This window comes from Aeromicrobium sp. Root472D3 (assembly GCF_001426485.1).
Taxonomy (GTDB): Bacteria; Actinomycetota; Actinomycetes; order Propionibacteriales; family Nocardioidaceae; genus Aeromicrobium.
The window spans coordinates 1,151,914-1,171,018 of sequence record NZ_LMET01000001.1; the positions used below are offsets into that span (position 1 = coordinate 1,151,914).

Annotated in this window: 19 protein-coding genes, 1 tRNA gene and 1 pseudogene; 18 read left to right on the forward strand and 3 right to left on the reverse strand. The window is 71.3% G+C overall.

Translation table 11 applies throughout. The annotated features are described in order from the left end of the window. The first annotated feature begins 1 nt into the window (after position 1). The 4 genes from nuoL to ASD10_RS05660 are packed head-to-tail and all read left to right on the forward strand — an operon-like array spanning position 2 to position 6,075. Positions 2-1,879 carry an NADH-quinone oxidoreductase subunit L gene (gene nuoL, locus ASD10_RS05645; RefSeq protein ID WP_056605858.1) on the forward strand — a complete coding sequence of 626 codons (1,878 nt, stop codon included), beginning with the start codon at positions 2-4 and terminating at the stop codon, positions 1,877-1,879. After that, on the forward strand, positions 1,876-3,426 hold the full coding sequence (locus ASD10_RS05650; RefSeq protein ID WP_056605861.1) for an NADH-quinone oxidoreductase subunit M: 1,551 nt from the start codon (positions 1,876-1,878) through the stop codon (positions 3,424-3,426). The genes nuoL and ASD10_RS05650 overlap by 4 nt, the downstream gene beginning before the upstream one ends. Further along, complete coding sequence (gene nuoN / locus ASD10_RS05655; RefSeq protein ID WP_056605872.1) at positions 3,426-5,051, forward strand: NADH-quinone oxidoreductase subunit NuoN; 1,626 nt, start codon at positions 3,426-3,428, stop codon at positions 5,049-5,051. The genes ASD10_RS05650 and nuoN overlap by 1 nt, the downstream gene beginning before the upstream one ends. Before the next feature lie 34 nt (positions 5,052-5,085). Further along, on the forward strand, positions 5,086-6,075 hold the full coding sequence (locus ASD10_RS05660) for a polyprenyl synthetase family protein (RefSeq protein ID WP_056605875.1): 990 nt from the start codon (positions 5,086-5,088) through the stop codon (positions 6,073-6,075). A 128-nt stretch (positions 6,076-6,203) separates the two neighbouring features. On the opposite strand, the gene rarD is transcribed toward ASD10_RS05660, so the two are convergent. Continuing rightward, positions 6,204-7,112: an EamA family transporter RarD gene (rarD, locus tag ASD10_RS05665; RefSeq protein WP_056605877.1), complete on the reverse strand. Its 909-nt coding sequence runs from the start codon at positions 7,110-7,112 to the stop codon at positions 6,204-6,206. A 33-nt stretch (positions 7,113-7,145) separates the two neighbouring features. On the opposite strand from rarD, the gene ASD10_RS05670 reads away from it, so the two are divergent. From ASD10_RS05670 to ASD10_RS05730, 13 genes and pseudogenes are all read left to right on the forward strand, one after another. Continuing rightward, positions 7,146-7,733 (forward strand): bifunctional 2-polyprenyl-6-hydroxyphenol methylase/3-demethylubiquinol 3-O-methyltransferase UbiG, encoded by a 588-nt coding sequence (locus ASD10_RS05670; RefSeq protein WP_056605879.1) that lies wholly within the window; start codon positions 7,146-7,148, stop codon positions 7,731-7,733. Positions 7,734-7,840: 107 nt separating this feature from the next. After that, positions 7,841-8,674, forward strand: coding sequence for an SDR family oxidoreductase (locus ASD10_RS05675; protein WP_056605882.1), 834 nt, complete (start codon positions 7,841-7,843; stop codon positions 8,672-8,674). Positions 8,675-8,754: 80 nt separating this feature from the next. Then, entirely contained in the window at positions 8,755-9,498 is a 744-nt protein-coding gene (locus ASD10_RS05680; RefSeq protein WP_056605885.1) for a TIGR02206 family membrane protein, read from the forward strand. Positions 9,499-9,508: 10 nt separating this feature from the next. Continuing rightward, positions 9,509-9,889, forward strand: a complete 381-nt coding sequence (locus tag ASD10_RS05685) for an NADH-quinone oxidoreductase subunit A (RefSeq protein ID WP_056605888.1) — start codon at positions 9,509-9,511, stop codon at positions 9,887-9,889. A 20-nt stretch (positions 9,890-9,909) separates the two neighbouring features. Next, positions 9,910-10,461, forward strand: coding sequence for an NADH-quinone oxidoreductase subunit B (locus tag ASD10_RS05690; RefSeq protein ID WP_082556260.1), 552 nt, complete (start codon positions 9,910-9,912; stop codon positions 10,459-10,461). Then, the gene (locus tag ASD10_RS05695) at positions 10,458-10,991 is read left to right on the forward strand and encodes an NADH-quinone oxidoreductase subunit C (RefSeq protein ID WP_056605896.1); all 534 of its coding nucleotides are present in this window, start codon (positions 10,458-10,460) and stop codon (positions 10,989-10,991) included. The genes ASD10_RS05690 and ASD10_RS05695 overlap by 4 nt, the downstream gene beginning before the upstream one ends. Then, positions 10,984-11,952: a complex I subunit 1 family protein gene (locus ASD10_RS05700; RefSeq protein WP_056605902.1), complete on the forward strand. Its 969-nt coding sequence runs from the start codon at positions 10,984-10,986 to the stop codon at positions 11,950-11,952. The genes ASD10_RS05695 and ASD10_RS05700 overlap by 8 nt, the downstream gene beginning before the upstream one ends. A 122-nt stretch (positions 11,953-12,074) precedes the next feature. Further along, positions 12,075-12,299: pseudogene (locus ASD10_RS19315) on the forward strand (4Fe-4S binding protein); the annotation flags it as partial. A gap of 167 nt (positions 12,300-12,466) precedes the next feature. Then, complete coding sequence (locus tag ASD10_RS05710; protein ID WP_056605907.1) at positions 12,467-12,964, forward strand: NADH-quinone oxidoreductase subunit J; 498 nt, start codon at positions 12,467-12,469, stop codon at positions 12,962-12,964. Then, positions 12,964-13,260 (forward strand): NADH-quinone oxidoreductase subunit NuoK, encoded by a 297-nt coding sequence (gene nuoK / locus ASD10_RS05715; protein ID WP_056605910.1) that lies wholly within the window; start codon positions 12,964-12,966, stop codon positions 13,258-13,260. Before ASD10_RS05710 ends, nuoK begins: the two co-directional genes overlap by 1 nt. Continuing rightward, the gene (locus ASD10_RS05720) at positions 13,257-14,987 is read left to right on the forward strand and encodes an NADH-quinone oxidoreductase subunit L (RefSeq protein WP_082556041.1); all 1,731 of its coding nucleotides are present in this window, start codon (positions 13,257-13,259) and stop codon (positions 14,985-14,987) included. The genes nuoK and ASD10_RS05720 overlap by 4 nt, the downstream gene beginning before the upstream one ends. Beyond that, a complete protein-coding gene (locus ASD10_RS05725; protein WP_056605915.1) occupies positions 14,984-16,411 on the forward strand; it encodes a NuoM family protein in 1,428 nt (475 codons plus the stop codon). The genes ASD10_RS05720 and ASD10_RS05725 overlap by 4 nt, the downstream gene beginning before the upstream one ends. Then, positions 16,408-17,805, forward strand: a complete 1,398-nt coding sequence (locus ASD10_RS05730; RefSeq protein ID WP_056605917.1) for an NADH-quinone oxidoreductase subunit N — start codon at positions 16,408-16,410, stop codon at positions 17,803-17,805. Before ASD10_RS05725 ends, ASD10_RS05730 begins: the two co-directional genes overlap by 4 nt. Before the next feature lie 28 nt (positions 17,806-17,833). On the opposite strand, the gene ASD10_RS05735 is transcribed toward ASD10_RS05730, so the two are convergent. Next, complete coding sequence (locus tag ASD10_RS05735) at positions 17,834-18,325, reverse strand: YajQ family cyclic di-GMP-binding protein (protein ID WP_056605919.1); 492 nt, start codon at positions 18,323-18,325, stop codon at positions 17,834-17,836. A gap of 91 nt (positions 18,326-18,416) precedes the next feature. On the opposite strand from ASD10_RS05735, the gene ASD10_RS05740 reads away from it, so the two are divergent. Then, a tRNA-Tyr gene (locus ASD10_RS05740) sits at positions 18,417-18,498 on the forward strand. A gap of 61 nt (positions 18,499-18,559) precedes the next feature. On the opposite strand, the gene ASD10_RS19130 is transcribed toward ASD10_RS05740, so the two are convergent. Further along, entirely contained in the window at positions 18,560-18,967 is a 408-nt protein-coding gene (locus ASD10_RS19130; RefSeq protein ID WP_056605921.1) for a DUF2510 domain-containing protein, read from the reverse strand. Positions 18,968-19,105: the final 138 nt, after the last annotated feature.

The window sequence follows — 19,105 nt, forward strand, 5'->3', positions numbered from 1 at the left end:
CGTGTTCGATCTTCAGTGGCTGCTCATCGCCATCCCCCTCGCCTCCGGCGCCCTCCTGCTGATCTGGGGCAAGGAGTCCGACCGCTTCGGCCACCTCATCGGCACGGCGGCGTCCGCGGCGTCGTTCGTGCTCGGCGTCGTGCTGTTCGCCGCCCTGCTCGGCCACGACGCCGAGGATCGGTCGCACGCCGTCTCGCTGTTCACCTGGATCGACACGGGCACCTTCCACGTCGAGATGAGCTTCGTCTACGACCAGCTCTCGGCGCTGTTCGTCCTGCTGATCACGGGCGTCGGCACCCTGATCCACGTGTACTCGATCGGCTACATGGAGCACGACGAGCGGCGACGGCGCTTCTTCGCCTTCCTGAACCTGTTCATCGCGGCGATGTTGACGCTCGTGCTGGCCGGCGACTACCTCGTGCTGTTCCTCGGCTGGGAGGGCGTCGGACTGGCGTCGTACCTGCTGATCGGCTTCTGGCAGCACAAGCCCAGCGCCGCCGCGGCGGCCAAGAAGGCGTTCGTCGTCAACCGCGTCGGCGACATCGGCATGGCGCTGGCGATCATGCTGATGTTCGCCCAGTTCGGCACCTCGGCGATCGCGGCCGTCAACGCCGCCGCCCCCGGTGCGACCGACGCCGTCACGACGTCGCTGGGCCTGCTCCTGCTGCTCGGCGCGTGCGGCAAGTCGGCGCAGGTGCCGCTGCAGAGCTGGCTGCTCGACGCGATGGAGGGCCCGACCCCCGTCTCGGCCCTGATCCACGCCGCGACGATGGTCACCGCGGGCGTCTACCTCGTGGTGCGCAGCAACGCGATCTTCGACGCGTCCGAGGTCGCCCGCACCGCGGTCATCGTGGTGGGCCTCGTGACCCTGCTGGCCGGCGCGTGGATCGGCTGCGCCAAGGACGACATCAAGAAGGCGCTGGCGGGCTCGACGATGAGCCAGATCGGCTACATGATGCTCGCGGCGGGCCTCGGCCCGGCGGGCTACCCGTTCGCGATCTTCCACCTCATCACGCACGGCTTCTTCAAGGCCAACATGTTCCTGGGCGCCGGATCGGTCATGCACGGCATGGACGACGACGTCGACATGCGCCACTACGGCGGGCTGCGCAAGGCCATGCCGGTGACGTTCGCGACGTTCGCCCTCGGCTACCTCGCGATCATCGGGTTCCCCGGCTTCTCGGGCTTCTGGTCCAAGGACAAGATCATCGAGACGGCCTTCGGCGAGAACCTGTGGGTCGGTCTCGGCGCGCTGCTGGGCGCCGGCGTCACGGCGTTCTACATGACACGCCTCATGATGATGACGTTCTTCGGCGACGCCCGCTGGAAGGACGACGTCCACCCCCACGAGTCGCCCAAGGTCATGACGGTCCCGCTCGTCGCGCTCGGTGCCCTCTCGCTGCTGGGCGGCGTGCTGCTGGTCGGGGACTGGATCGTGGAGTGGCTCGAGCCCGTCACGGGGCACGCCGAGCACCACGAGCTCGCGGTGCCGGCGATCGTGCTGACGCTGATCATCACCCTGGTGGCCGCGACCGGCGTCGCGCTGGGCTTCCTCACGTACGGTCGCCGTCCCGTGGCCGCCGAGACCCCCGCCGACGGCTCGGTGTCGTTCCTCGCCCGCGCGGGCCGCCACGAGCTGTACGGCAACGAGCTCAACGAGGCCGTCGTCGTCCGTCCGACCCGGCACCTGACCCGGTTCCTGGTCTGGTTCGACGGCAAGGGGATCGACGGCTTCGTGACGGGCCTGGCCGACCGGCTGGGCGACACCTCGCAGCTCCTCCGCAAGCCGCAGACCGGCTACGTCCGTTCCTACGCCCTCACGATGTTCGCCGGTGTCGCGATCGTCGTCCTGTGCCTCCTGGCGGTGACCCTCGCATGATCCTCTCGATCCTCGCCGCGACCCCGATCGTGGGCGCCCTCGTGCTCGCGGTCCTGCCGCGCGGTTCCGCCACGGGCGGTCAGATGCGTCCCAAGGTCGTCGCCCTCGCGGTGTCGCTCGCGACGCTGGTGCTGTCGCTGGCCGTGCTGGCGCAGTACGAGCCCGGCGACGGCGGCTACCAGATGACCGAGCAGCACACCTGGATCGCGGCCTTCGGCGCCCACTACGCCGTCGGCGTCAACGGCATCGCGATCACGCTGGTGCTGCTGACCACGATCCTCGTGCCGATCGTGGTGCTGGCCTCGTTCGACGACCGCCTGCCCGACCCGAAGGGCACGCACGCCTACTTCGCGTGGATGCTCGCGGTCGAGGGGCTGGCGCTCGGGGCGTTCATGTCGATGGACGTGTTCTTGTTCTACGTCCTGTTCGAGGCGACGCTGATCCCGCTGTACTTCCTGATCGGCAGCTTCGGGGGGCCCCGCCGCTCTTACGCGGCGGTCAAGTTCCTGATCTACAACCTCGTCGGCGGCCTGCTGATGCTGGCCGCGATCGTCGGCCTGTACGTCGTCAGCTCGCGCCAGGGCGATGCCTCGTACCTGCTGAGCGACCTGAAGAACCTCGACATGGGCCAGACCACCGAGCGGCTGCTGTTCCTGGGCTTCATGGCGGCGTTCGCGATCAAGGCGCCCCTGTGGCCGCTGCACACGTGGCTGCCCGACGCCGCGAAGGAGTCGACGCCCGGCACGTCGGTGCTGATGGTCAGCGTCGTCGACAAGATCGGCACGTTCGGCATGATCACGTGGTGCCTCAACCTGTTCCCCGAGGCGGCCGACTGGGCCAGCCCCGTCATCATCGCGCTCGCCGTCGTCAGCATCGTCTACGGCGCCCTGCTGGCGATCGGCCAGGACGACATCCGCCGGCTCATCGCGTTCACGTCGGTGTCGCACTTCGGCTTCATCATCCTCGGCATCTTCGCGTTCACGTCGACGTCGATGGCCGGCTCGACGCTCTACATGTTCAACCACGGCCTCTCGACCGCGGCGCTGTTCCTCGTCACCGGCATCATGGTGTCGCGGCGCGGGTCGGCGAGGATCTCGGACTTCGGCGGCGTGCAGCGGATCGCCCCGATCATGTCGGGCGTCCTGCTGCTGGCGGGCCTGTCGAGCCTGTCGCTGCCCGGCCTGGCCCCGTTCGTCTCGGAGTTCCTGGTGCTGGCCGGCACCTTCACGGTCTCGATCCCGGCCGCGGCCGTCGCGACGCTCGGCATCGTGCTCGCGGCGCTGTACATCCTGATCATGTACCAGCGCACCATGACGGGCCCCCTGGCGCCGGGCGCCGAGGGCGTCACCGAGCTGCGGCCGCGCGAGATCGCCGCACTGACGCCCGCGATCATGCTGATCATCGGTCTGGGCTTCTTCCCGCAACCCGTGCTGACCGCGATCAACCCCGCCGTCGACGCCGTCGTGACCCACCTCGGCAAGACCGATCCCACCCCGAGGACACCGACCCCGATCGACGTCCCGTCCGAGCAGGAAGGAGGCCACTGATGAGCATCTCGACCCTCGCGGCGGCCACCGACCTGCCGCCGATCCCCGCCGCCGACATCGAGTACTCGCTGATCGCACCCCTGCTCATCGTCGTGGGCGCGGCGATCGTCGGCGTGCTGGTCGAGGCCTTCTGGCCGCGCTCCAGCCGCTTCGCCGCCCAGGCCGTGCTGGCCTGCGGCGCGATCGTCGCCGCGCTGGCCGACACGGTCTGGGTCTACACCGACCTCGACCGCGTCGAGGCGTCCCTGACGGCGCGCGGCCAGGTCGCCGCCGAGGGCGCGCTGTCGATCGACGGCCCCGGCGTCTTCGGGTGGGGCATCCTGCTGGTCTTCGGGCTGCTGAGCATGCTGCTGTTCGCGGAGCGCCGGCTCGAGGGCGGGCTGAGCGCCTTCACGGGCCGCGCCGCCGACGCCCCCGGCTCGCCCGCCGAGGCCGACGCCGTCCAGCGCCGACTCGAGCACAGCGAGATCTTCCCGCTCGCGCTGTTCGCCCTGGTCGGCATGATGCTGTTCGCGACCGCCAACGACCTGCTGACGATGTTCGTCGCGCTCGAGGTGCTGTCGCTGCCGCTGTACATCCTGTGCGGGCTGGCCCGCCGACGCCGGCTGCTGAGCCAGGAGGCCGCGCTCAAGTACTTCCTGCTGGGCGCCTTCTCGTCGGTCTTCTTCCTGTACGGCATCGCGCTGGCCTACGGCTACTCCGGCAGCTTCGAGCTGTCGGCGATCGACACCGCGGTCACCAACCGCACCGACAGCGAGACGCTGCTGCTGGCGTCGATCGCGCTGATGGCGGTCGGCCTGCTGTTCAAGATCGGTGCCGCCCCGTTCCACACCTGGACGCCCGACGTCTACCAGGGCGCCCCGACACCCGTCACGGCGTTCATGGCGGCCGGCACCAAGGCGGCGGCCTTCCTGGCGCTGCTGCGCGTGTTCTACGTCGGCTTCGGCGGGGCGCAGTGGGACTGGCGACCGACGATCGTGGCGATCGCGATCGTCACGATGTTCCTCGGCGCGGTCGTCTCGATCTCGCAGACCGACGTCAAGCGGATGCTGGCGTACTCCTCGATCGCGCACGCGGGCTTCCTGCTGGTCGGCTTCGTCGGCGTGTACGCGGGCGTCGCGGGCTCCGACCGCGTCACGTCGGTGTCGAGCATCCTGTTCTACCTCGCGGTCTACGGGCTGTCGTCGATCGGCGCGTTCGCGATCGTGACGCTCGTGCGCGACTCCGGCGGCGAGACGACGCACCTGTCGAAGTGGGCCGGGCTGGGCCGCACGTCGCCGCTGCTGGCGGGATCGTTCGCGGTGTTCATGCTGTCGTTCGCGGGCATCCCGCTGACGGGCGGGTTCATCGGCAAGTGGGGCGTGTTCAGCGCCGCGTACTCCGGCGGGTTCTGGTGGCTCGTCGTGATCGGCGTGCTGATCAGCGCCCTCGCGGCGTACTTCTACGTGCGGGTCATCGTGCTGATGTTCTTCACCGATCCGGTCGGCGACGGCCCGACGGTCGCGGTCCCCAGCCCGCTGACTACCGTGGTCATCGTCGTGGCGGTGGTCGGCACCGTCGCACTCGGTATCATTCCGGGACCGGTGCTGGATCTCGCCCAGCACGCGGGAGCGTTCGTGCGCTGACCACGACCAAGGATCTTTCGGCTAGGAGCTCTGCGTGACCACTCTGGGTGTCTCGTTCACCGACGGAGCCCTCGAGTCGCGGGTGGCAGGCGGAGTCGACGAGGTCGAGCGTCAGCTCGTCGACGCCGTCGACAGCCCGTCCCGGCTCGTCGCCGAGGCCGCGTCGCACCTGCTCACCGCCGGCGGCAAGCGGTTCCGGCCGCTGCTGACGATGCTGGCCGCCGAGTTCGGCGACCCCGCCCGCCCCGAGGTCGCCCGCTCGGCCGTCGTCGTCGAGCTGACGCACCTCGCGACGCTGTACCACGACGACGTCATGGACGAGGCCGACATCCGCCGGGGTGCGCCCAGCGCCAACTCCCGCTGGGGCAACTCGGTCGCGATCCTCGTCGGCGACTTCCTGTTCGCGCAGGCGTCCGACCTGGTGTCCGACCTCGGGCCCGACGCCGTCCGCATCCAGGCGCGCACGTTCTCGCGGCTCGTCCAGGGCCAGATCCGCGAGACGATCGGACCCGACGACGACGAGGACGCGCTCGAGCACTACCTCGGCGTCGTCGCCGACAAGACCGGCTCGCTCATCGCGACCGCCGCCCGCTTCGGGGCCATGATGGCGGGTGCGCCCGACGAGGTGCAGCAGACGCTGACCGAGTTCGGCGAGCGCGTCGGGGCCGCCTTCCAGCTCGCCGACGACGTCATCGACGTCGCGAGCGAGACGGGGGAGTCGGGCAAGACACCCGGCACCGACCTGCGCGAGGGCGTCCCGACGCTGCCCACGCTGATCGCCCTGCGGTCGACCGACGCGGCCGACGACCGTCTGCGCACGCTGCTGTCGAAGCCGCTGACCGACGACGCCGAGCACGCCGAGGCCCTCACCCTACTGCGGGCGCACCCCGCGCTCGACGAGGCCCGCGCCTACGTGCAGGCCGAGGCCGACGCCGCCAGCGCCCTGCTCGCGACGCTGCCCGAGTCGTCCGCGCGGGCGGCCCTGCAGGAGCTCTGCGACACCGTCGCCACACGACTGGGCTAGCCCCGCCCCGGTCCGCCCCCGGGTCCGCGAGTGGTGCGGTCTGGACATCCTGGGACGGCGCGTCTGTCCACGCCGCACCGCTCGACGGCTGGGAGGCAGCACTCGGCGGCCGCCTCCGGACGGTCGGGCTAGATCGCGGAGGCCTCGGCGGTGCGCCCGAGCAGCCGGCGACGGTTGTTCACGGCATCGGCGGTGAAGATCACCAGCGCCAGCCAGACCAGGACGAACCCGGCCCAGCGGGCGGCGGTCATGTCCTCGCCGAAGATCGTCAGCCCGACGAGGAACTGGATGATGGGCCCGAGGTACTGCAGCAGGCCGATCGTCGTGAGCGACAGACGCGTCGCCGCGGCGCCGAACAGCAGCAGCGGGATCGCGGTCACGACGCCGGTGCCGATCAGCAGCGCGGCGTTGCCGGGGCCGTCGTGGCCGAACGTCAGCTGACCGCGCAGCTGCAGCGCGACCAGGAACGCCAGGGCGACGGGGAACAGGATCGCGGTCTCCATGCCGAGGCCCTCGAACGCCCCGAGGTCGGCCTTCTTCTTCAGGAAGCCGTAGATCGCGAACGAGAACGCGACCAGCAGCGCGACCCACGGCAGGCGCCCGTAGTCGACCGTCAGCACGACGACCGCGGAGGCGCCGATCGCGATCGCGACCCACTGCACGGGGCGCAGCGTCTCCTTGAGGACGAAGACGCCCAGCAGCACCGTGACCAGGGGGTTGATGAAGTAGCCGAGCGACGTCTCGATGACGTGGCCGTTCGTCACGCCGTAGATGAAACCGCCCCAGTTGATCGCGATCGTGACCGAGGCCCCCGTCAGGATCAGCATGAGGCGACGGTCGCGGGCGATCGCGGCGAACGCCCCCCAGCGTCCCATCGCGGTGATCGCGACGAGGACGAAGACCATCGACCAGACGAAGCGGTGGGCCAGGACCTCGAGCGATCCCGCGGGCTCCAGCAGCGGCCAGTAGAGCGGGAAGAAGCCCCAGCACAGGTAGGCCGCGACCCCGAGGGGCACACCGCGGCGGGAGTCGTCCACGCGGTGAGCGTACGCCTGGTGGACGATGGTGCGATGACCGACGTTCCCCGCTGGTTCAGCGAGACCAAGGACGGCCACTCGCAGTGGTACGTCGAGCGATTCCGCACGCTGCACGACGAGGGCGCCGACCTGGGTGGCGAGGCGCGCCTGATCGACGCGATCGTCCCGCCGGGCTCGCGCGTGCTCGACGCGGGCTGCGGCCCCGGACGCGTCGGCGCCGTGCTGCACGCGCGCGGCCACACCGTCGTCGGCGTCGACGCCGATCCCGTGCTGATCGAGGCGGCGCAGGACGACCACCCGGGTCCGCGCTGGCTCGTGGCCGACCTCAGCACGCTCGACCTGGACGAGGACCCGTTCGACCTCGCGGTCGTGGCGGGCAACGTCATGGTGTTCGTGGCGCCCGGCACCGAGCAGCGGGTGCTGGAGTCGCTGCGGCGCCACGTGCGTCCGGGGGGCCGCGTCGTGCTGGGGTTCGCGACCGACCGCGAGCTGTCGGTCGCCGACTTCGACGCCGCGGCCGAGGCGGCCGGGCTCGTCCACGAGCAGCGGTTCGCGACGTGGGACCTCGTCCCGTTCGCCGACGACGCCGACTTCGCGGTGACGTTCCTGCGCGTGCCGTAGGGCCGGCCCGGGACGTCATCACGGGTGCGCCGACCCGGATACCGACGTGATGACGTCCCCGGTCTCGAGTTGCGCTGGAGCGCGCTCCAGGTCGTAGCGTCGAGGGCATGACTGACACGACTGGCAAGACCTGGTTCATCACCGGCACGTCGCGAGGATTCGGCCGCGAGTGGGCCATCGCCGCCCTCGAGCGCGGTGACCGCGTGGCCGCCACGGCGCGCAACACCGACTCCCTCGACGACCTCGTCGAGAAGTACGGCGACGCGATCCTGCCGATCGCCCTCGACGTCAACGACCGCGCCGCCGACGTCGCCGCCGTCCAGCGGGCGCACGACCACTTCGGTCGCCTCGACGTCGTGGTCAACAACGCGGGCTACGGCCACTTCGGCTTCATCGAGGAGATCACCGAGGAGGAGGCCCGCGCGCAGATCGAGACCAACCTGTTCGGAGCCCTCTGGGTCACGCAGGCGGCGCTGCCGTTCCTGCGCGAGCAGGGATCGGGCCACATCATCCAGGTGTCGTCGATCGGCGGCATCTCGGCGTTCCCGCTCGTCGGCATCTACCACGCGTCGAAGTGGGGCCTGGAGGGCTTCTCGCAGGCGCTGGCCCAGGAGGTCGCCGACTTCGGCATCCACGTCACCCTGGTCGAGCCGGGCGGGTTCTCGACCGACTGGAGCGGCGACTCGGCCTCGCACTCGCAGGAGAACCCCGCCTACGCCGACTTCCGCCAGAAGACGATGGAGCAGCGCAGCTCGCGCAACGCCACCCCCGGCGACCCGCACGCGTCCGCCGCCGCGATCCTCGACGTCGTCGACGCCGCCGAGCCGCCGCTGCGGGTGTTCTTCGGCACCGCGCCGCTCGGCATCGCCAAGGCCGACTACGAGAAGCGCCTCGCGACCTGGGAGCAGTGGAACCACGTGTCGGAGAAGGCCCAGGGCTGACGCCGACGGCCGGGCGGGACGCTCACCGCCCGGCCTCCCGATCCCTGCCGCGGCGGCCCGCGATCGACTAGCCTCGCCGCATGATGCTGGCCGACGAACGGTTCGAGAGCTACGGCTCGTCGCACCTGACGGTGCTCGCGATCTTCATGATCGGGGTCGCCGTCGCGATCGTCGCCGGGCGACGGCTGGCCGGCGGCCCGCACGAGCAGGTCGTCCGCCGGACGTTCGCGATCGTCCTGCTGTGCGTCACGATCCCGCTGCAGGTGCTGCAGCTGACCCCCGACGAGTGGAACCTCCAGACGTCGCTGCCCCTCCAGCTGTGCGACCTCGCCTGGATGGTCGCGGCCCACGCCCTGTGGACCCGTCACCGCGTCACCTCGACGATCACCTACCTGTGGGGCATCACCCTCACGACGCAGGGGATGCTGACGCCGGACCTCGCCTCCGACTTCCCCGAGCCCAGGTTTTTGATGTTCTGGGGCATGCACGTGCTGATCGTGTGGGCGTCGTTCTTCCTCGTCGTCGGCCTGCGCATCGTGCCGACGTGGCGCACGTACCGCCTGACCGTCGTGGTCACCCTGGCGTGGGCCGTGTCCGCCTACGCCTTCAACGTCGTGGCCGGCACCAACTACGGCTACCTCAACCGCCTGCCCCGGAACGCCTCGCTGCTCGACCACCTCGGCCCGTGGCCGCTGTACGTCGTCCTCGAGATCGCGATCGTCGCCGCGGTGTGGGCGCTGCTGACGTGGCCGTGGGCGCGACCCTCGTCGGCCGGCGCGCGTCGCGGCGGCACGGACGCCGCCGCCGGGCGCCGGCGCGCCTAGAGTGGTGCCCATGCGCGCCCTCCTCGACGACACGTACCTGCCGGGGTACGCCACCGTCGGCGCGATCGTCGTGGTCGGACTGCTGCTCGCGACCGCGATGCTGGGCGTCAACCGGCTCCTGCGACCGCAGGTCGCGTCGCGCGACAAGCGCACGACGTACGAGTCGGGCGTCGACCCCGTCGGCGAGGGCTGGGCGCAGTCGACGGTCCGCTACTACGTGTACGCGTTCCTCTACGTGATCTTCGCGGTCGACGCCGTGTTCCTGTTCCCGTGGGCCCTCGTGCTCGAGCAGATCGGGCACGCGGCCGCCGTCGAGATGGGCGTCTTCGTGGGCGTCCTCGCGATCGGCCTGGCGTACGCGTGGCGCAAGGGCGTGCTGTCGTGGACGTGACCGGAGCCGTCGACCTGCCCATGCCGACCCTCGCGCCGCCCGACGGTGCCACGAGCCTCGGCGCCGGCTCGCAGGCCGCCCTCAAGGCCGCGCGCTACCTGCTCAACTGGGGCCGGAAGTACTCGCTGTGGGTGTTCAACTTCGGCCTGGCGTGCTGCGCGATCGAGTTCATCGCGACGTCGATGTCGCGCCACGACTTCATCCGCCTCGGCGTGATCCCGTTCGCGCCGGGCCCCCGCCAGGCCGACCTGATGGTCGTCTCGGGCACCGTCACCGACAAGATGGCGCCGGCCATCAAGCGGCTCTACGACCAGATGCCCGAGCCCAAGTACGTCATCAGCTTCGGGTCGTGCGCCAACTCCGGCGGCCCCTACTGGGACTCGTACTGCGTCACGAAGGGCGTCGACCAGATCATCCCCGTCGACGTCTACGTGCCCGGCTGCCCGCCCCGGCCCGAGGCGCTGCTCGACGGCATCGTGCAGCTGCAGCACAAGATCGCGGGGGAGAACCTCGCCGAGCGCTACGCCCGCCCCGCCACGTCGCTGCTCAGCCCGCGCATCGAGGCCCCGTGAGCCTCGCGTCGAACCCGTTCGGCCCGCCGCACCGCGTCGTCGAGGTCGGCGACTGGCACGACGCCGTCGCGGGCCTGCGGGCCGACGGGTTCACGTACTTCGACTGGCTGTCGGCCGTCGACGAGCACCCCGGGGGCTTCCGGCTCGTGCTGCACGTCGCGCGACTGGCACCGGCGCTCGAGCACCTGCTGCTGGCGACCCACCTCGACCGCGCGGCACCGTCGGTGGCGTCGGTCGCGGACGTCTTCGCGGGCGCGGCGTGGCACGAGCGCGAGACGCACGAGATGTTCGGCATCGCGTTCGTCCGGGCGGGAGAACCGCTCGAGCTCGACCCGCTGCTGCTGCCGGACGGCTTCGAGGGCCACCCGCTGCGCAAGGAGTTCGTGCTCGCGTCGCGCGTCGCCAAGGCCTGGCCGGGTGCCAAGGAGCCGGGCGAGAGCGACGCCGACTCGGCGCACTCGCCGGGCCGTCGGCGCGTCAGGCCCCCGGGCGTCCCCGACGACTGGCTGAAGGGGGCGCGCGATGAGTGAGGCGCTCGACGTGCTGCTGCGGTGCCTCGTCGTGCTGGGGGCGTTCCTGACGATGCCGCTGCTGGTGGGGCAGATGGAGCACAAGGCGATGGCGCACATGCAGGCCCGCGTCGGCCCCATGGCGGCCGGCGGCTTCCACGGCTGGGCGCAGCTCGTCGCCGACGGCGTCAAGTTCGCCCAGAAGGAGAGCATCACGCCTGCCGCGGCCGACCGCCGCGTGTTCGAGCTGGCGCCGGCCGTCGCGCTGGTGCCGTACCTCGTGGCGATGGTCGCGATCCCGCTCGGCCCGTTCTTCGGCCAGGGCGTGCTGATCGGCCAGGACCTCGACCTCGGTCTGTTCTTCGTGCTGGCCGCGATGAGCGTCGGCGTGCTCGGGACGCTGATGGGCGGCCTCGGCAGCGGCAACAAGTACTCCTACCTCGGTGGCATGCGGGTCGCGGCGCAGCTGATGTCGTACGAGCTGCCGATGGTGCTCGCCGCGGCCAGCGCCGCGATGCTCGCCGGCACCCTGTCGCTGGTCGGCATCGCGGACGCCTTCGAGCCGTGGTGGCTCGTGGTGCAGCTGCCGGGCCTCGTGGTGTTCTTCGTGGCGGGGCTGGCCGAGCTGCAGCGTCCCCCGTTCGACGCCCCGCTGGCCGACGCCGAGCTCGTCATGGGCCCGCTGACGGAGTACGGCGGCATGCGGTTCGCGATGTTCCTGCTCGCGGAGTACGCCGGCATCGTCGTGCTGGCGGCGCTGACGACGGTGCTGTTCCTCGGCGGGTGGGCCGGGCCGTGGGCCGAGCAGCTGGGCTGGGCCTGGACGCTGCTCAAGATCGTCGGCGTCTCGTTCCTCGTGATCTGGGCGCGCGTGGCCTACCCGCGGCTGCGCGAGGACCAGGTCAACGTGCTGGCGTGGAAGGTGCTCGTGCCGCTCGCGCTGGCGCAGGTCACGCTGACGACCGTGGTGGTGGTGTGGTGAAGGCATACGGCAGGGGCCTGTGGCAGGGCCTGCGCGTGACGTGGCGCAACCTGACGCGGCGCAGCGTCACGGCGCACTACCCCGACGTCGAGCCCGACCTGCCGCCGCGCAGCCGGGGCGTCATCGCGCTGCAGGAGGAGAACTGCACCTCGTGCATGCTGTGCGCCCGCGAGTGCCCGTCGTGGTGCATCACGATCGACTCGCACAAGGAGGTCATCCCCGCGGCGACCGACGGCGGGCGCGACCGCAGCCAGAACGTCCTCGACCGCTTCGACATCGACTACTCGATCTGCATGTACTGCTCGATCTGCATCGAGGTGTGCCCGTTCGACGCGCTGCACTGGTCGCCGGAGTTCGCGTACGCCGAGGGCGACCTGAAGGACCTCACGCACGACATGAACCGCCTGCGCACGTGGATGGACACCGTGCCGCCCCCGCAGGCCCTCGACCCCGGCGCCGAGCAGGGCAAGGAGCTCGACGCGTACGAGCGGACGCGGGCGACCGAGGAGGGGCTGTGAACGGCACCGAGGTCGTCTTCGTCGTGCTGTCGCTCCTCGCGGTCGGCTCGGCCGTGCTCGCGATGACGAGCCCCCAGCTCGTGCACGCGGCGCTGTGGCTCGTCGTGACGCTCGGGGCCGTCGCCGGCTGCTTCGTGCTGATGACGGCCGAGTTCGTCGCATGGGTGCAGGTGCTGGTCTACGTCGGCTCGGTCGTGGTGCTGGTGATCTTCGCGCTGATGCTGACCCGCCAGAGCGGGCGGACGACCGCGGAGGTCACGGGCAACCGGTGGACGGCCGCGGTGCTGGGCCTGGTCGCGGCGGTCGGCCTCGGGGCGACGATGGTCGCCGGCTTCGCGGGCGAGCGCATCGAGGGGCGTCGCATCGGCACGGCGGCCTCGATCGGAGAGGCGCTGTTCACCGACTGGGTGCTGCCGTTCGAGATCCTCAGCGGCGTGCTGCTGGCCGCGCTGGTCGGCGCGATCGTCCTCTCACGGTCGGGATCCGATCGCTGATGTCGCTGCTGTACCCCCTGCTGCTGTCGTCCGCCCTCTTCGGCATCGGCGTGTACGGCGTCCTGGCCCGCCGCAACGCCGTCCTGGTGCTGCTGGGGGTCGAGCTGATGCTGAACTCCGTCACCCTCAACCTCGTGGCCTTCGACGCGTGGTTCGCCGACGCGCTGCACACCGGCCAGGTGCTGACGCTGTTCACGATCGCGCTGGCCGCGGCCGAGATCGGCCTGGGCCTCGCGATCGTCCTGGCGCTGTTCCGCGCGGTGCGGACGGTCGACGTCGACGAGGTGGGGCGATGAGCCGGCGGTGGGGGTACGTGGGGTTGACGGCGGTGCTCGCGGTCGTCGTCGCGGTCTGGGCGGTCCCGGAGGTGATGCGCCACGGCTACTTCGGGCGCTACGTGGGGGCGAGCCGCCCCGGCGTCGATCCTCCGCTGCCGTCGCTGTCGCCCGACCTGTTCCTGTTCCCGCAGGCGGCGCAGATCGTGCTGCTGGCGGTCGGCGTGGGCCTGCTGGTGCAGATCTACTCGACGGCGTACCTGGGTCGTCACCCGCGCTACCGCTCGTACGCGCTGGTCATCGTGCTGTTCCTGCTCGGGATGATCGCGGTCGTCGGCACGACGAACCTGTGGGTGCTGCTGGTCGGGTGGGAGGTCATGGGCCTGTGCTCGTACCTGCTGATCGGTCACGAGTGGGAGACGGCGCCGGCCCGGACGGGTGCCGCGAAGGCCTTCCTGGTCACCCGCGTGGCCGACCTCGGCCTGGTGATGGCGATCATCGTGATCGGCGAGACGTACGGGACGTACGACATCGTCGGCGCCCAGGTGGCGCAGGCCGACGGCACGCGTCACGCGACGCTGATCGGGCTGCTCGTGCTGGTCGCCGTGATCGGCAAGTCGGCGCAGTTCCCGCTGCACACGTGGCTGCCCGACGCCATGCCCGGGCCGACGCCGATCACGGCGCTGATCCACGCCGCGACGATGGTCGCGGCGGGCGTCTACCTCGCGTCGCGGCTGTTCTTCCTCTACGCCGACTCGCAGCTCGTGCTGACGCTGATGGCGGGCGGCGCGGCGGTCACGATGCTGATGGGGGCGCTGTTCGCGCTCACCTCGTCCGACCTCAAGCGGGCGCTCGCGTGGTCGACCGTCAGCCAGCTCGCGCTGATGCTCGCCGCCGTCGCGGCCGGCGGCGCCGAGGCGGGGCTCGACCACCTGGTGTCGCACGGCGTCTTCAAGGCGCTGCTGTTCCTCGGCTGCGGCTGCGTGATGCTCGCGGTCGGGTCGAGCGCGCTGTCGGCGATGGGCGGTCTGCGGCGCTCGATGCCGGTGACGTTCTGGACCATGACGATCGGCTTCGCGGCGCTCGCGGGCCTCGTGCCGACCGCGGGATTCTTCACGAAGGACTCGGTGCTGCACGCGATCGAGGTCGCGACCGACGGAGACCACGGGCTCGCGCCGGGCGTGGCCCGGGCGCTGTTGGTCGTCGCGCTGGTGACGACGTTCGTGACGGCCGCCTACGCGACCCGGTTGTGGGTGCTGACGTTCCTCGGCCCGGTCGGCGCCGACCGCGCCGACCGCGCCGACCACGAGGTGCGCGAGCAGCCGCCCGCCATGACGGGCCCCCTGGTCGTCCTGGCCGTCGCGACGTTCGCGCTGTCGGTCGGCCAGCCGCTCCACCTCGGCACGGGCCTGCTGAGCACGGCGGTCGCCGGGGCCGGCGTGGCGACCGTGCTGCTCCTGGCGCGGCGCGGATCGGCCCTCGACCGGTCGCCGGCGCCGCTGACGTCCGAGCTGTGGCTCGACCGGCCGTTCTCGCGGTGGGTCCCGGCCGCGGCCGCACCGCTCGCCCGCGGGGTCGTCGACCTCGACCGCGACGCCGTCGACGTCTACCCGCGCGGCGGTGCGGCCCTCGTGGCCGTCGTCTCGCGGGGGCTCGGTCTGGCGCAGACGCGCAACGTCCAGCGCTACGCGACGGTGCTGGCGGTCGGCGTCGTCGTGATCGTCGTGGTCGGGGTGGTGCTGCGATGATCGTCGCCGCCCTGGCCGTCCCCTTCGTCGTGGGGCTGCTGCTCGTGCTCGGCCGCCGGTTCGTGTCCGGACGGGCGGCCGCGTGGATCGGGGTCGCCGCGACGACGGTCTCACTGGTGCTCGTGGCCGCCGTCTGGGAGGGCCGCGAGGGGGTCTCGGGCGAGGTCGACGTCGCCTGGATCGAACCGGTCGGCGCCCGCCTGCACCTCGGCCTGACGGCGGTGTCGTGGCCGTTCGCGCTGATGACGGCGTTCATCGCGGTCCTGTGCTGCCTGTGGCTCGTCGCCGACGACACCTCGCCGGCCCTGGTCGGGCTGGTGCTCGTGATCGGCGCCTCGGCCCTCGGCGTGTTCGGCTCGCTCGACGCGCTCCTGCTGTTCGTGTTCTTCGAGCTCGCGCTGGTGCCGATGTGGTTCGTCATCGCGTGGTGGTCCGACGCCGACCGCGACGTCGCGCACCGAGCGGCCACGCGGTTCCTGCTGTTCACCGTGACGGGATCGGCGCTGCTGCTGGTCGGCATCGTCGTCGCGGCCGTCGAGGGCGGGAGCCTCGAGCTGACGGCCCTGCGGCCGACCGCCGTCGCGATCGTCCTGATCACGCTGGGCTTCGCGGTCAAGACGCCCGTCGTCCCGCTGCACACGTGGCTGCCGGACGCCCACAGCTCGGCGCCCACCGTCGGGTCGGTGCTGCTGGCCTCGGTGTTCCTCAAGCTCGGCACGTACGGGCTCATCGTGTTCGTCCTGCCGTCCGACCACCTCGGCGTGGTCGCGCCGTACCTCGCGGTCGCGGGATCCGTCGGCATCGTCTGGTCGGCGCTGGCCTGCTACGCGCAGGACGACCTCAAGCGGCTGATCGCGTACTCCAGCATCGGTCACATGGGCTTCGTCGTGCTCGCGATCTCGACCCGCAGCGAGGCGGGCCTGGCCGCCGCGGTGTTCGGCTCGGTCGCGCACGGCGTCATCACGGGGCTGCTGTTCTTCGCCGCCGGCTCGATGAAGGACCGCTACGGCACGACGTCGATGGCCGGCATCGGGCGCGGCCTCTACGGCCGCGCGCCGTGGCTGGCGGCGACGTTCGTGCTGGCGGCCGTGGCGAGCCTCGGGCTGCCGGGCCTCGCGGGCTTCTGGGGCGAGGTGCTCTCGCTGCGCGCCGCCTACGACGTCGGCTCCGTGCTGACCAGGCCCGTGGCCTGGACGGCCCTGGGCCTGGCGCTGGTCGGCATCGCCCTGACGACGGCGTACGTCGTCCGGGCCGTCCGGCTGCTGGCGCAGGGCGAGCCGTCGGCGCTCGAGGCCGACCGCGACCTCGGACGTCGCGAGGTCGTCGTGATGGGCGCTCTCGTCGCGGTCGTCGTGGTGCTGGGCCTGGTGCCGCAGCTGCTGCTCGACCTCTACGGTCCCGTGTACGTCGGGGTGGCGCGATGACGATCCCCATCGACTGGACCGTCGCCGGGCCCGCCACGATCGTGCTGGTCGGCGCGCTCGTCGCGCTGATGGTCGACGCCTTCTACCCGCGCCGCACGTGGCTGGGCTCGGGCCTCCCCGCGACCGTGGCCGGGGTCGTCGCGACGGCCGAGCTGGTGCGGGGCGACGCGACGGGCACGCCGTTCGCGTTCTCGCTCGTCGTGCTGGTCGGGACGCTGTTCGTCGTCGTGGCCTCCAACGTCATGAACTTCGAGAACGCCATGCCGCCGGGGGAGTACCACTTCCTGCTGATGAGCGCGGCCGCCGGCGCGCTGCTGATGGTCGGTGCCCGCGACGTCGTGACGCTGGTCGTGGCCCTCGAGCTGCTCTCACTGCCGTCGATCGCGCTGGTGGGGCTGCGGCAGGGCGACCGCGACGCGATCAGGGCGGCGTGGACGTTCTTCCTCGTCTCGGTGGTGTCGACGGCCGTCACGCTGATGGGCGTCTCGCTGCTGTACGGCGTCACGGGGACGCTCGACTACGCACTGCTGGGCCGGGCCTTGGTCGACCCGGCGGTGCCCGACGGCGTGGTGTCGGTCGCCGTCGTGATGACGGTCGTGGGCCTGCTGTTCAAGCTCGGCGCCGTGCCGTTCCACCTCTGGGTGCCCGACGCCTACGGCGGCGCATCGGTCATGGTCGCGGGCTTCCTGTCGGCGGTCTCGAAGGCCGCGTCGCTCGGCGCGCTGCTGGTGCTGCTGTCGGTCGCGCTGCCGGCGGCGCAGGACGACTGGCAGCCGGTCGTCGCGGTCGTGGCGGCCCTGACCATGACGGTCGGCAACGTCGGCGCGCTGCGCCAGGACGATGCGATCGGCCTGCTCGCGTGGTCGTCGGTCGCGCAGGCCGGGTTCCTCGTCGCGCCCGCAGCGGTCGTCTCGTCGTCGTACGCCCTGCCGGCCGCGGCCCAGTACGTCGCGGTGTACGCGCTGGCCAACCTCGTGGCCTTCGCCGCCCTGGCGGTCGTGCTCAGGCTGCGGGGCAGCACCCGGCTCGACGACCTGCGCGGCATGGCCCGCAACGACCCGTGGATGGGTGTCCCGCTCGTCATGGCGGCCCTGACGCTGGCGGGCTTCCCCCCGGCCGTCATCGGCCTGGTGACCAAGTTCGTCGTCATCCGCCCCGTCGTCGACGGCGACCACGTGTGGCTCGCGATCATCATGGGCGTCAACGTCATGCTGGGCCTGGCGTACTACCTGCGGCTCGTCGTGACGCTGTGCGAGCGCCCGGTCGGCGAGCCGTACGTCAGCCCGTCACCGCCGATCTCGGTGCGCTTCGCGAAGTCGACGGTGCTGATCGGGGCGGCCGCCCTGGTCGTCCTCAGTGCCTGGCCCGACCTGCTGCTGTCGCACCTGCCCTGACCCCGGCGGCGCGCCGGCGGGGTGGGGCTCAGCGGTAGTTCGTGAACTGCACCGCGAAGTCGAGGTCGGCGCCCTTGAGCAGGGCGATGACCTCCTGCAGGTCGTCGCGCTTCTTGCTCGTGACGCGCAGCTCGTCGCCCTGGATCTGCACCTTGACGCCCTTGGGACCCTCGTCGCGGATCAGCTTGGAGACCTTCTTGGCCTGCTCCTGGCTGATGCCCTCGCCGAACGTGCAGTTGAGCTTGGTGTCCTTGCCCGACTGGCGGGGCTCGCCGTCCTCGAGGGCCTTGAGCGAGATGCCGCGCTTGATGAGCTTGTCCTTGAAGACGTCGAGCACCGCGAGGGCGCGCTCGTCGGCGTTGGCGGTGATCTCGATGCCCCACTCGCCGCTCCACGTGATCTCGGCGCCGGTGTTCTTGAAGTCGTAGCGTGTCTGGATCTCCTTGACCGCCTGGTTGAGCGCGTTGTCGGCCTCCTGGCGATCGATCTTGCTCACGATGTCGAAGGACGAGTCGGCCATGAAGGGTGCTCCTGAAGCGTTGCGGCGGGTCTGATTTCTCTCAGCCTAATCGGCTGCGCTAGGCTTGCTCGTCGTTGCCCCGGCAACGCCCGGCAGGTTGCCCGAGTGGCCAAAGGGATCTGACTGTAAATCAGACGGCTCAGCCTACGCAGGTTCGAACCCTGCACCTGCCACAGCACGACACGAAGCCCCTGACCCGCCACGACGCGGGTCAGGGGCTTCGTCGTGCAGCGCTCAGAGCGGGGACGGCCGATCGCTCGCGAGGGCCAGCCCGAGGCTCCTGACGTGCTCGAGGAGTCCCTCGAGCCGTGCCCGCTGCACGCCGATCTCGGCCTCGAGGTCGTCGAGGGCGATCGTGCGCCCCACGACGTCCTCGATCCCGTAGTGCTCCACGGCCCGTCGCAGGCGCCGGTTGTCGGCCGCGAGGAGGTCGTTCTCCTCGATCAGGTCGCGGGCGAGCCTCCTGGCGCCGAGCACCGGCACCGAGCGGCCGGGGGCGGCGGACGGGTCCTCGGCGGCGGGGTCCGGTGCCGAGGGCGCGTCCCGGACGTGCTCGGTCCACGTCGACCCGTCCCAGTAGCGGAGCAGTCCGCCCTCGGGTGCTCGCGGGTCGGGGTACCAGTCGGCTGCTGCGGTGTTCATGGTCGTGACGACTCCTCTGTGCGTGGGCCCCGGGGGTGCTTCGACGACCCCCGTGGTGGTTCATCGCACTCGGGGGCGCCGGATCACCGGCGACTCGCAGGTTCCTGTCGACGGCCACGACCTGCCGAGACCTGAGCT

Excerpts from the sequence above, each read along its gene's own strand:
- ASD10_RS05650 (WP_056605861.1), top strand. The coding sequence starts at position 1,876 with ATGATCCTCTCGATCCTCGCCGCGACCCCGATCGTGGGCGCCCTCGTG.
- nuoN (WP_056605872.1), top strand. The coding sequence starts at position 3,426 with ATGAGCATCTCGACCCTCGCGGCGGCCACCGACCTGCCGCCGATCCCC.
- ASD10_RS05670 (WP_056605879.1), top strand. The coding sequence starts at position 7,146 with ATGACCGACGTTCCCCGCTGGTTCAGCGAGACCAAGGACGGCCACTCG.
- ASD10_RS05675 (WP_056605882.1), top strand. The coding sequence starts at position 7,841 with ATGACTGACACGACTGGCAAGACCTGGTTCATCACCGGCACGTCGCGA.
- ASD10_RS05680 (WP_056605885.1), top strand. The coding sequence starts at position 8,755 with ATGATGCTGGCCGACGAACGGTTCGAGAGCTACGGCTCGTCGCACCTG.
- ASD10_RS05685 (WP_056605888.1), top strand. The coding sequence starts at position 9,509 with ATGCGCGCCCTCCTCGACGACACGTACCTGCCGGGGTACGCCACCGTC.
- ASD10_RS05690 (WP_082556260.1), top strand. The coding sequence starts at position 9,910 with ATGCCGACCCTCGCGCCGCCCGACGGTGCCACGAGCCTCGGCGCCGGC.
- ASD10_RS05700 (WP_056605902.1), top strand. The coding sequence starts at position 10,984 with ATGAGTGAGGCGCTCGACGTGCTGCTGCGGTGCCTCGTCGTGCTGGGG.
- nuoK (WP_056605910.1), top strand. The coding sequence starts at position 12,964 with ATGTCGCTGCTGTACCCCCTGCTGCTGTCGTCCGCCCTCTTCGGCATC.
- ASD10_RS05720 (WP_082556041.1), top strand. The coding sequence starts at position 13,257 with ATGAGCCGGCGGTGGGGGTACGTGGGGTTGACGGCGGTGCTCGCGGTC.
- ASD10_RS05725 (WP_056605915.1), top strand. The coding sequence starts at position 14,984 with ATGATCGTCGCCGCCCTGGCCGTCCCCTTCGTCGTGGGGCTGCTGCTC.
- ASD10_RS05730 (WP_056605917.1), top strand. The coding sequence starts at position 16,408 with ATGACGATCCCCATCGACTGGACCGTCGCCGGGCCCGCCACGATCGTG.
- ASD10_RS05735 (WP_056605919.1), bottom strand. The coding sequence starts at position 18,325 with ATGGCCGACTCGTCCTTCGACATCGTGAGCAAGATCGATCGCCAGGAG.
- ASD10_RS19130 (WP_056605921.1), bottom strand. The coding sequence starts at position 18,967 with ATGAACACCGCAGCAGCCGACTGGTACCCCGACCCGCGAGCACCCGAG.